The sequence below is a fragment of the Luteibacter sp. NPDC104163 genome (assembly GCF_055584245.1).
On the sequence record NZ_JBVJMK010000038.1, the window covers coordinates 1 to 3,540 of the forward strand.

Sequence of the window (3,540 nt, forward strand, 5' to 3'; positions counted from 1 at the left end):
CTTTCTTTCTAGTGGGACACTTGCATTTGGTTTGACATCGTCAACCCATCGCAAGGCGTCCACACAATTCACCTGCGCACACTGTCAAAGATCAATCACTTAGCGGGAACATTTCGTTTTCCGCTTCAGGACATTTCGTCCTGAGTGAGCCGCCCATTCTATATCGTTTTTCGTTTCCGTCAACTACTTCGTGAAACATTTTTTGAAGTGGTTGGTGAAGCGAAGAACTGTCGCGTGGGCTGCTTTGTTCGCGACCAGAAGGAAAGTATAGGGTCGGATGAGCGATCTGTGAAGGGGTTTTGCGACATTTTTTTGAAAAAATCTGGCGCGATAGACTCATCGCTCCCCCCACACTAATAAGGAGTAAATCGATGAAGACATGGATGCTCGCCGCGGTGCTTTTCGCGACGCCCTGGGCCACCTTCGCACAGACCCCATCGGTCACGCTGCACGGGAAGACCTTCTCCACCGAATTCGCGACCACCAACGCGCAGCGCGAGCACGGCCTGATGGACCGCAAGCACATGGATGCGGACCACAGCATGCTCTTCATCTTCGCCGACGATGCGCCACGCGCGTTCTGGATGAAGAACACGCTCATCCCGCTCGACATCCTCTACTTCGACAGCGCCCGCAAGCTCGTGGCCATGCAGCTCAATGCCCAGCCATGCGAGTCGGATCCCTGCGCCATCTATCCCAGCGGGAACCTGCCCGCCCGGTATGTGCTGGAGCTCAACGCCGGCACGGCGGCGCAGTTGCAGCTGAAGCAGGGCGACGAGCTGACGATCACCGGCACGCCCGCCGCCCCGCAATAAGGTCAGGCCGCTTCGGGCCAGCCGGCGAACAGGTCTTCGCCGTCGAAACAGCTGCCACCGCGGGCAACCGCGGCATCGGGGCGGGGTAGCGGCGCGAGCACGGCCGCGGCCTGGCACGGCACCATGGCCGCCAGTTCGTCCCACTGGTCTTCAAAGGGAATGAATTGCTGCATGGCTGCTTCCTCCTCGAATCGGCCACGTTGCGGGGCCTTGGGATCATGGAAGCAGGGTTTTCTGCCGTCCGCGTGGCGGATTGGGGCGGAATGGTGGCGGGGGCGTGCGCTGGGGAGGGGTTCGGCGGACTTCCCCCCGGCCCAGGGGCCGGGGATCGCGCGCGAGCGCGCTCCCACAGGAGGAGCTGTTAGTCGAGTTCGACCATTTCGAAGTCGTCCTTGGTCACACCGCAGTCGGGGCAGGTCCAGGTGTCGGGGATATCTTCCCAGCGTGTGCCCGGCTCGATGCCTTCATCCGGCAGGCCCAGCGCTTCGTCGTAGATAAAGCCGCAGACGACGCACATCCATTTGCGCAGGGTGGTTTCGGTCTGGTTGCTCATAGCGTGTCGTACTGGTTCACTGGTAAGTCCCGCATTCTGTCATCCCCGGCGTGACCGCGATAGCGCGGGGCGCCCCTATGTGAAGGACACCCATGAGCACCCTCCTCCGATCCCGACTCCGCGGCAAGGGCGTGTACGCCATTACCGACGGCCCGCGCGATGACCTGTTCGCGGCCGTGGAGGCGGCCCTGGCCGGTGGTGCGCGCCTGCTCCAGTACCGCGACAAGACGACCGATACAGCGCGGCGCAGCCAGGAGGCCGCCGAGCTGGCGACGCTGTGCGCCCGCCACGACGTGGCGCTGATCATCAACGACGATGTGGCGCTGGCAAAGGAATGCGGTGCCGCGGGCGTGCATCTCGGCGTCCAGGACGTCTCGATCGCCGAGGCGCGCGCCATCCTGGGCCCCGACGCGATCATCGGCACCTCGTGCTATGGCTCGCTCGAGCGGGCGAAGCAGATGCGCGACGAGGGCGCGGATTACCTCGGCTTCGGCGCGATGTACCCCTCGACCACCAAGCCGCACGCGCCGGTCACCACCCACGACGTATTGACGCAGGCCAGCCAGCTTGGCCTCCCCGTCGTGGCTATCGGCGGCCTCACGCCCGACAATGCGCGTTCGGTGATCGCGGCGGGCGCGGATTTCATCGCGGTGGTGTCGGCGATCTTCGCTGCCCCCGATATCCAGGCCGCCACGCGCCGCTTCGCCGACCTTTTCGACGCACGCCCCGGAATCATTCAATGACCACGAACCACGACCTCTTCGACCGCGCCCGCCAGCTGATGCCCGGCGGCGTGAACTCGCCCGTGCGCGCCTTCAAATCGGTGGGCGGCGAGCCGTTCTTCACCGCGCGCGCCGACGGCCCGTACCTGTGGGACGTGGAAGGCAAGCGCTACATCGATTACGTCGGCTCCTGGGGCCCGATGATCGCCGGCCATAACCACCCCGCCGTGCGCGATGCCGTGGTCAAGGCCGCGCAGGATGGCCTGAGCTTCGGCACGCCCTCCCCGGCCGAGGTCACCATGGCCGAGACCATCGTGAAGCTGATCCCGTCCGTGGATATGGTCCGCATGGTGAACTCGGGCACCGAGGCCACGATGTCAGCGATCCGCCTGGCGCGTGGCGCCACGGGCCGGAACAAGATCGTGAAGTTCGAAGGCTGCTACCACGGCCACGGCGACAGCTTCCTGGTGAAGGCCGGTTCCGGTGCGCTCACCTTCGGCGTGCCGACCTCGCCGGGCGTGCCGAAGGCGGCGGCGGACCTCACGCTCACCCTGCCCTACAACGACATCAACGCTGCGCAGGCGCTGTTCGCCGAGCACGGCGCCGATATCGCCGGCCTGATCATCGAGCCGGTCGCCGGCAACATGAACTGCATCCCGCCGAAGGAAGGCTACCTCGAGGCGCTGCGCGAACTGTGCACGGCGCATGGTGCGCTGCTGATCTTCGACGAAGTGATGACCGGCTTCCGCGTGGCGCTCGGCGGCGCGCAGGCGCATTACGGCATCACGCCGGACCTGACCTGCTTCGGCAAGGTGATCGGTGGCGGCATGCCGGTGGGTGCGTACGGTGGCCGTCGCGACCTCATGGAACAGGTGGCGCCGGCGGGCCCGGTCTACCAGGCCGGCACGCTCTCCGGTAACCCGGTGGCGATGGCTGCCGGCCTTGCGATGCTCGAGCTGATCCAGGCGCCGGGGTTCTACGAGGACCTGGCGAAGCGCACGGTGAAGCTCACCGACGGCATCGCTGCGGCAGCGAAGAAGCACGGCATTCCTTTCAGCGTGACGCGCGTCGGTGCGATGTTCGGTCTGTTCTTCACCGGCGAAACGGTGGAGACGTACGCGCAGGCGACGGCGGCGGATGTCGCTTCGTTCAACCGCTTCTTCCACGGCATGCTGGAGCGTGGGGTATACCTGGCACCGTCGGCGTTCGAAGCCGGGTTTGTGTCGAGTGCGCATAGCGATGCGATCATCGATGAGACGATTGCTACGGCTGATGCGGTGTTTGCGACGCTAAAGAAGTAACGGATAAACCCTTGTGGGAGCGGGGGGGGGGGGGGGGGGGGGGGGGGGGGGGGCCCCCCCCCCCGCCCCCCCCGCCCCCCCCCCCCCCCCCCCCCGCCACCCGCAAGGCGCGTCAACCGAGCATAAAGGCACCGCGAGGCGCCGCCGCA

Annotated in this window: 5 protein-coding genes; 3 read left to right on the top strand and 2 right to left on the bottom strand. The window is 65.6% G+C overall.

Features of this window, described 5'->3' with window-relative positions:
- Nucleotides 1-371 precede the first annotated feature (371 nt).
- The gene (locus tag ACZ6YI_RS21765) at nt 372-815 is read left to right on the top strand and encodes a DUF192 domain-containing protein (RefSeq protein ID WP_465780435.1); all 444 of its coding nucleotides are present in this window, start codon (nt 372-374) and stop codon (nt 813-815) included.
- A 2-nt stretch (nt 816-817) separates the two neighbouring features.
- Here the strand turns inward: ACZ6YI_RS21765 and ACZ6YI_RS21770 are convergent, their stop codons facing one another.
- Nucleotides 818-988, bottom strand: coding sequence for a hypothetical protein (locus tag ACZ6YI_RS21770; protein ID WP_465780436.1), 171 nt, complete (start codon nt 986-988; stop codon nt 818-820).
- Between the two features lie 188 nt (nt 989-1,176).
- Entirely contained in the window at nt 1,177-1,368 is a 192-nt protein-coding gene (locus ACZ6YI_RS21775; protein ID WP_440327596.1) for a rubredoxin, read from the bottom strand.
- A 92-nt stretch (nt 1,369-1,460) separates the two neighbouring features.
- On the opposite strand from ACZ6YI_RS21775, the gene thiE reads away from it, so the two are divergent.
- Complete coding sequence (gene thiE, locus ACZ6YI_RS21780; RefSeq protein WP_465780437.1) at nt 1,461-2,111, top strand: thiamine phosphate synthase; 651 nt, start codon at nt 1,461-1,463, stop codon at nt 2,109-2,111.
- Nucleotides 2,108-3,391: a glutamate-1-semialdehyde 2,1-aminomutase gene (gene hemL, locus ACZ6YI_RS21785; protein ID WP_465780438.1), complete on the top strand. Its 1,284-nt coding sequence runs from the start codon at nt 2,108-2,110 to the stop codon at nt 3,389-3,391. Before thiE ends, hemL begins: the two co-directional genes overlap by 4 nt.
- Nucleotides 3,392-3,540 lie beyond the last annotated feature (149 nt).

Excerpts from the sequence above, each read along its gene's own strand:
- ACZ6YI_RS21765 (WP_465780435.1), top strand. The coding sequence starts at position 372 with ATGAAGACATGGATGCTCGCCGCGGTGCTTTTCGCGACGCCCTGGGCC.
- ACZ6YI_RS21770 (WP_465780436.1), bottom strand. The coding sequence starts at position 988 with ATGCAGCAATTCATTCCCTTTGAAGACCAGTGGGACGAACTGGCGGCC.
- ACZ6YI_RS21775 (WP_440327596.1), bottom strand. The coding sequence starts at position 1,368 with ATGAGCAACCAGACCGAAACCACCCTGCGCAAATGGATGTGCGTCGTC.
- thiE (WP_465780437.1), top strand. The coding sequence starts at position 1,461 with ATGAGCACCCTCCTCCGATCCCGACTCCGCGGCAAGGGCGTGTACGCC.
- hemL (WP_465780438.1), top strand. The coding sequence starts at position 2,108 with ATGACCACGAACCACGACCTCTTCGACCGCGCCCGCCAGCTGATGCCC.